Below are 7,236 nucleotides of genomic sequence, written 5' to 3' on the forward strand. Positions count from 1 at the left end.
GGCACGCCCTGCCCCGGCAGGAGCGCCCGGGACCGGCCAACGGTCACCCCCCCCGCTGCGGCCGGTCCCCTGGCCCGCCGCCGCCGCGGCGCACGCGCGGCCGGGCTCGCCCTGCTGTTCGCGGGACGTCCCGTCGGAGCGGCCCCGGTCGCGCAGCACCTGGCGTCCTGGTACCGGGGCAGGGGCGCCGCCCTGGCCGGTCCGGTGACCTGGACGGCCCTGGGGGTGGCGGGCGACGCGGCGCGTTCCCCGGGCGCCTGGTGGGGGATCGTGCGGTCGGGTTCGCCCGCGCCCCTGGTGCCACGGCTCGTGCCCCCGGCCGCGATCGGCGCGGCGGCGCGGGAGCGCTCCGGCCGTACGCGTGGCACGCGGGAACCCGAGGGCGGCTCAACGGCGGCCGTGGGCCTGGTTCAACACCTCCGGGCCGTGCGGGGAACCCTTCCGTGCGGAGCGCGGGTGTTCTCCGAGTCCTTCCGGGCCTTTCGTGAAACCGTCCTGTGGTGACACCTGCCCCAGGTGAGGGTTTTCCGGCATATCTGAGTTATTCGGAAGTTGAGTGTCACTTTCGCGGTCTTATGTCCGAATGTTAGGTCGCTGGAGGTGCGCTCACGGGGGGTGTGAAGTGTGTTTTCCCAGTTCACGCCAGTTGTCGGTTGTTATGCAGAGTCATTTCATTGCAGAACGTGTAAAACTTGACAAATCGACTGCAATCGGGTGCTCAATCGGCCACTGTTGTCTTTTCTTGATGCAGTGTTTACCGTCGAGTGTCTAGCTCATCGCAGACTCTTGACATTCCGGTCACGGATCGTGAACCGGGCGCAAGCGTGTTTCGGCAGTCGCCGGGAGCGACCCCCGCCGGTGGTCGCGGGATCGCGAAGGCCCAACGGTGCCGTCCACCGATGGCATCGTCCTCTGGCTCTTCGGACCCCGGCCAGGGGCGCTCCGGTGACGACCGCGCACAACAGGACGAGTGCCGGGCTCGGCCGTGAGGTTCGGAGATAGTTTTGGGCAAGTTCCTGGCCAGGCGGCTGCTGAACTACGTCGTGCTGATCTTCCTCGCGACGAGTTTCGCCTACCTGCTCGCCGCGACGAACCTCTATCCGCGCGGATACTTCGAGCAGATGCAACCGCCGCCGACGCCGGAGGCGGTCAACGCCCAACTGGACGCGCTCAACCTCAACGACCAGGCGCCGCTCGCCGAGCGTTACGCCGTCTGGATCGGCGGGGTGGTTCAGGGCGACTTCGGCAGGACCATCCAGGGCGTGGACGTCACTGAGCAGATGTGGATGAAGGCGGGCGTGACCCTGCGCCTGATCACGGTCGCCACCGTCCTCGGCAGCGCCGTCGGCATCGCGGTCGGCGCCTACGCCGCCGTGCGCCAGTACCGCAGATTCGACAAGGCGGCCACGGCGGCCTCCTTCTTCGTGCTCTCGGTGCCCACCGTCGTCATCGCGATCGTCGTCCAGGTGCTCGCCGTCACTGTCAACGACGGGCTCGGCTTCCAACTGCTGCGCTACTCGGGAGAGTACTCGGCGGGCTTCGACGGGCCGTGGTGGGAACTGCTGCTCAACCGGATCCACCATGCTGTCCTGCCCACTGTCGTGCTGGCGGTCGCCCTCTTCGCCTCCTTCGCGCGCTACCAGCGCAACATGATGCTGGACGTGCTGAGTGCGGACTTCGTGCGCACCGCCATGGCCAAGGGCCTCACACGCAGGAAGGCCCTTTTCAAGCACGCCCTGCGCACCGCTCTGATCCCCACCATCACCTACTTCACCTTCACCTTCGGTGCCCTGGTGTCGGGAGCCACCTTCACCGAGAAGATCTACGGCTGGCACGGCATGGGCGCCTGGCTGATCGACTCCATCTTCCGCCAGGACGTCCATGTGGTCGCTGCCGTCTCCTGGTTCATGGCGATCACGATCATGGCGGCGTCCTTCCTATCGGACATCCTCTACGCCTGGCTCGACCCCCGGGTGCGGGTGTGAGCGCCTCCCCCGCCGCCGCCCGCAACGTTCCACCGCGCGAGACCGCGCCAGCCCGCCTGGAGAGCAAGCCATGAGCACGATCGAAAAGAGCAAGGAGCCCGTCGAGGCGCCGACGGTCCCGCCGGCCCCCAACCGGTTCAAGGACGTCGTACGCCAACTCCTGGGCACCCGACGGGTCGTCGTCGGCATCGTCATGCTCGCCCTGCTGGCCCTCTTCGCCTTCGTCGGCCCGCTCGTCAGCGGTTGGGAAGTGGGCGAGCGCGACTACACCGCTCTGCTCGAAGCCCCCTCGGGTGAACACTGGACGGGCACCAACCGCACCGGCCAGGACGTCTTCACCCAGGCCACCGCGGGCCTTCGGACCTCTCTGCTCATCGGCCTGCTGGTCGCCGTGATCTCCACAGCCGTGGCCGCCCTGGTCGGCGCCTTCGCCGGTTACTTCGGCAAGGTGCCGGACCGGGCCCTGATGTGGATCGCCGACCTGGCGCTGGTCCTGCCCAACTTCGTCATCTTGGCCATCCTTTCCAAGCACTTCGTCGGCCAGGGCGGCTGGCTCGTCCTCGTCATCCTGCTCGCCGCGTTCAGTTGGATGGTCACCTCCAAGATGATCCGGGGCCTGACCATCTCCCTGCGCGAGCGCGAGTACATCCACTCCGCGCGCTTCATGGGCGTACCTCCGAGCAAGATCATCCTGCGCCACATCCTGCCGAACATGTCATCCCTGCTCATCGCGGACGCCACGATCACGGTCAGCACGGCGATCATCGGCGAGACCGCGCTGAGCTACTTCGGGCTGGGCGTGCAGTCTCCCGACATCAGCCTCGGCATGGTCATCGCTTCCGGCTCCGCGTTCGCCACCACGGCCCCGTGGATGTTCGCGTTTCCCACAGTTCTGCTGGTGCTGATGGTGTTGGCGGTCAACATGATCGGGGACGGGCTGCGCGACGCCCTCGACCCGCAGTCCATGTCGCGCCGGTCCTGAGGGGGTACAGCATGACCACCGACACCGACTTGACCGCCGAGAGCACCTCCGGCGGGTTCAGCGGGGACGTTCCGGTCCTGGAGGTCACCGATCTCACCGTCACCTTCCCCGGAACGAACGGCAACCCTGACGTGCGCGCCGTACGCGGGGTCGGCTACTCCGTCCGCCGCGGCGAGGTGCTGGGCATCGTGGGCGAGTCCGGCTCCGGCAAGTCGGTCTCCTCGATGGCCGCCATGGGGCTGCTGCCCGACCACGCAAGGATCACCGGCTCCGTGCGCCTGCACGGCGAGGAGATCCTGGGGCTGGACGACCGCGCCATGGCCCGCAAACGCGGCAAGGTCATCTCGATGGTCTTCCAGGACCCGCTGTCCGGGCTCACCCCCGTGTACACGGTCGGCGACCAGCTCGCCGAGGCCGTCCTGATCCACGACCCCTCCGCCCCCAGGGCCAGGGCCAGGGCCCGCGCCGTGGAGCTGCTCGAACTGGTCGGCATCCCCAACGCCGAACAGCGCTACCGCTCCTTCCCGCACGAGTTCTCCGGCGGCATGCGCCAGCGCGTCATGATCGCCATGGCGATGGCCAACAACCCCGACGTCATCATCTGCGACGAGCCCACCACGGCCCTGGACGTCACCATCCAGGCGCAGATCCTCGACCTGCTGCGCACCGCCCGCAGGGAGACCGGCGCGGCCATCGTGATGATCACCCACGACCTCGGCGTCGTCGCCGGGTTCGTCGACCGGGTCCTGGTCATGTACGCGGGCCGCCCGGTGGAGACCGGCCGCGTCGACGACATCTACTACCGCAGCAGGATGCCCTACACCATGGGCCTGCTCGGCGCCGTCCCCCGCATGGACCTGGAGAACCGGGGCGCCCTCGTCCCCATCAAGGGCACCCCGCCGTCGCTGTCGGACCTGCCGCCCGGGTGTCCCTTCGCTCCGCGCTGCCCCCTCGTCCGGCCGGAGTGCGAGCTGGCCGAGCCCGAGTTGCTGGCGGTGGGCTCACAACCCTCGGAGGAGGAGATCCGAGCCCGAAGGGCCGAGGCGGCGCCTGGAGCCGCGGAGGCCGACGCCGAGACCCAGAGGGTGGCGTGCGTCCGCTCCGGCGAGATCACCGACCAGGAGTGGACCGCCCAGGACATCTACCCGGTACCGGAGATCCCCGAGACCTCGTTCTCCGACGTGCCTCGGGAGAACCGACCGGAGGTTCTGCGGGTCACCGACCTGGTCAAGCACCACTCCCTGATGAAGGGTGCGGTGTTCAAGAGGCGTGTGGGCACCGTATACGCGGTCGACGGCATCGACTTCGACATCCGGGAGGGGGAGACCCTCGCCCTGGTCGGCGAGTCCGGCTGCGGCAAGTCCTCCACCCTCATGGAGATCATGGACCTGGCCGAGCCCCAGCGCGGCTCCATCTCCGTCATGGGCCGCGACGTCGCCACCCTGGGCCGGGCCGACCGGTTCGCGCTGCGCCGCGACATGCAGATCGTCTTCCAGGACCCGATGAGCTCGCTCGACCCGCGCATGACGGTGTTCGACATCATCGCCGAGCCCCTGCGAACCCACGGCAGGAGCGTGGACGAGGTCACACGCCGGGTGTACGAGCTGATCGACCTGGTGGACCTCAACACCGAGCACGCCACACGCTTCCCCGCACAGTTCTCGGGCGGCCAGCGCCAGCGCGTCGGCATTGCCAGGGCCCTGGCGCTGGAGCCCGGGTTGTTGGTACTCGACGAACCGGTATCGGCACTGGACGTGTCCATCCAGGCGGGCGTGGTGAACCTGTTGCAGGAACTCCAGGGGCGACTCGGCCTGGCCTACCTCTTCGTGGCACACGACCTCTCCGTGGTCCGCCACATCGCCGACCGGGTGGCGGTCATGTACCTCGGCCGGATCGTGGAAATCGGTGACACCCGTTCGGTCTACTCCCGTCCCGCCCACCCCTACACCCAGGCTCTGCTGTCGGCGATCCCGGTCCCCGACCCGGAGAGGGAACGCACACGCAGGCACATCGTTCTGGACGGCGATCTGCCCAGCCCCGCCAACCCGCCCTCGGGTTGCCGGTTCCGGACCAGGTGCCAGAAGTTCGCCGCGCTCTCCGAACCCGACCGGGAGCAGTGCAGGAGCGTCGAGCCCCGGATCCTCGCCGTGAACGACGGTGACCAGGCGGCAGCCTGCCATTTCGCGGAGCGCTAGGAGGTCGTCCGACCCCCGACGGCCGGCTCGTCACGGCCAGCGCCATCCCGCGCGCTGGCTGCATCACCCCAGAGAGGAAATCCCCATGCGAATCGGGAAGGCGCGCTACCTCGCCCCGGTCGCGGCGCTGGTGATGGTCGCCAGCGCCTGCGGCGGCGGTGACCAGGGCAACGACCGAGAGGCGGCACAGGAGGAGGTCGCCTCCCTCCCCGCCGAGGACCTGAACCCCGCCCCCCGCGAGGACCTGGAGGAGGGCGGCACTTTCGTGTGGGCCATAACCGCCTACGACCAGCAGCACAACATGTGGCACACCCAGGGCAACCTGGCCAACGTGCGCCGCGTGTCCGCCGCCGTACTGCCCGACCCGACCCGCTATGACGCCGAGGGGCTGCCCTCGCCCAACGAGGACTTCGTCCTCGACTTCGGGGTCAGCGACGACGGCCTCGAGGTCTTCTACGAGCTCAATCCCGACGCCGTGTGGTCCGACGGGGAGCCCGTCACCTCCGAGGACTACGAGGCCCAGGTCGAGACCGTCAGCGGTTCGCGCGAGGGCGACTGGGAACTCGGCGGCACGGCCGGATACGACCAGATCACCGAGTTCGTCCCCGGTGACGACGAGTACTCCTTCACCCTGAGGTTCGACGAGCCCTTCGCTGAATGGCCGTCCCTGTTCTCCCCCCTGTACCCCAAGGAGTACATGGAGGACGAGGAGCTCTTCAAGGAGGGCTACGTCAAGGACTACCCCGTCACCTCGGGGCCCTTCGGCAACGTGCGGTTCGACGACGTCGCCGAGCGCATCACGATCACGAAGAACGAGGACTGGTGGGGGACCGAGCCTCTCCTGGACGAGATCGTCTTCGACGCGATGGGGACCGACGCCATGGCCGGTGCCTTCAACAACGGTGAGATCGACGGCTTCTACCTCGGCTACGACGCCGCGGGCTACGAGCTGCTCAAGGACCGTGAGGGCACGTACTTCACCGAGGCGGTCAACCACGGCCACCGGTTCGCCTCGCTCAACGGCGCCAGCCCGGATCTGGAGGACGTCCGCGTCCGCCACGCGGTCTCCCTGGGTCTGGACACCGACGCCCTCGCTGAGGTCGCCCTCGGCGCGGTCGACTGGCCGATCACCGGTGAGTCCAACCGCATGCTGAGGTCCAGTCAGTACGGCTATCAGGACAACAGCGAGGGGTACGGGGAGTACGACCCCGAACGTGCCGGGGAACTGCTCGACGAGGCGGGCTGGACCCTGGAGGAGGGAGCCGAGTTCCGTACCAACGAGGACGGCGAGACGCTGACCCTGGACTGGGTGGCCTCCGACGACATGGCCATCGCCCAGGACGAGGCCGAGATCGGTCGCGACATGCTCGCCGAGATCGGCATCGAGGTCGACGTCCAGCAGGTGCCGAGCAACGCCCTGTTCTCCGAGTACGTCATCCCGGGCAACTATGAGGTGGCCACGTACGTTCTCGTCGGCTCCAACCCCTACGCGGGTGACGCCAAGGAGAACTACGCGATGCCGGACGAGAACGGTGAGTGGGGTAACAATCTCGCCCGCACCTCGACCGAGGAGATCGACCGGAAGTTCGACGAGCTGCGTGCCGAGACCGACACGGACCGCTACGCCGAACTCGCCAACGAGATCGACCGCCTCCTGTGGGAGGAGGTCGCGACTATCCCCTTCTTCGAGCGTCCTGGTCTCTACGTCATGAACGAGGACCTGCACAACTGGGGAGAGTTCGGCCTGGCCTCCGACTACGTCTACGAGGACATCGGCTGGGCCGCCGAGTAGTCCCGTGACGTCACCGTCCGCCGCCTGAGCGGACGCGCCGGGGCGCCGGTCCCCGCACGGGGGCCGGCGCCCTTCGCCGTGTACCGCCCTGGACCGACGGGTCCTCCGCGCGGCCCCCGTGCGGTGTGTCGTCGCCCACACACGGCGCGTGCGCTGCTCCGGGGCGGGGGCTGGGGTTGGGGGCGCGGACCCGGCTGTGGCAAGGTCTAGGCATCGTTTCCGGCCGGCCCCGCCCATCTGCCCGGGCAGGCGGACGATCGGGAACACCGGGGCCGTCCGCCG

General features: G+C 68.6%; 4 protein-coding genes and 1 pseudogene. All 5 read left to right on the top strand.

Annotation, left to right across the window (positions count from 1 at the left end; genetic code table 11):
- Positions 1–504 (top strand): annotated as a pseudogene (locus tag ABD54_RS29255) (hypothetical protein); the annotation flags it as partial.
- A 500-nt stretch (positions 505–1,004) separates the two neighbouring features.
- Complete coding sequence (locus ABD54_RS24350; protein WP_047871874.1) at positions 1,005–1,985, top strand: ABC transporter permease; 981 nt, start codon at positions 1,005–1,007, stop codon at positions 1,983–1,985.
- Positions 1,986–2,055: 70 nt separating this feature from the next.
- Positions 2,056–2,967: an ABC transporter permease gene (locus tag ABD54_RS24355; protein WP_047871875.1), complete on the top strand. Its 912-nt coding sequence runs from the start codon at positions 2,056–2,058 to the stop codon at positions 2,965–2,967.
- Positions 2,968–2,978: 11 nt separating this feature from the next.
- Positions 2,979–5,162, top strand: coding sequence for an ABC transporter ATP-binding protein (locus tag ABD54_RS24360; protein ID WP_047871876.1), 2,184 nt, complete (start codon positions 2,979–2,981; stop codon positions 5,160–5,162).
- Between the two features lie 85 nt (positions 5,163–5,247).
- Positions 5,248–6,954, top strand: a complete 1,707-nt coding sequence (locus ABD54_RS24365) for an ABC transporter family substrate-binding protein (RefSeq protein ID WP_047871877.1) — start codon at positions 5,248–5,250, stop codon at positions 6,952–6,954.
- Positions 6,955–7,236: the final 282 nt, after the last annotated feature.

Source organism: Nocardiopsis sp. RV163 (assembly GCF_001029525.1).
GTDB classification, from domain to species: Bacteria; Actinomycetota; Actinomycetes; order Streptosporangiales; family Streptosporangiaceae; genus Nocardiopsis; species Nocardiopsis dassonvillei.

What these genes read in the sequence shown, in the direction of transcription:
- ABD54_RS24355 (WP_047871875.1), top strand. Translation starts at nt 2,056, where the DNA reads ATGAGCACGATCGAAAAGAGCAAGGAGCCCGTCGAGGCGCCGACGGTC.
- ABD54_RS24360 (WP_047871876.1), top strand. Translation starts at nt 2,979, where the DNA reads ATGACCACCGACACCGACTTGACCGCCGAGAGCACCTCCGGCGGGTTC.
- ABD54_RS24365 (WP_047871877.1), top strand. Translation starts at nt 5,248, where the DNA reads ATGCGAATCGGGAAGGCGCGCTACCTCGCCCCGGTCGCGGCGCTGGTG.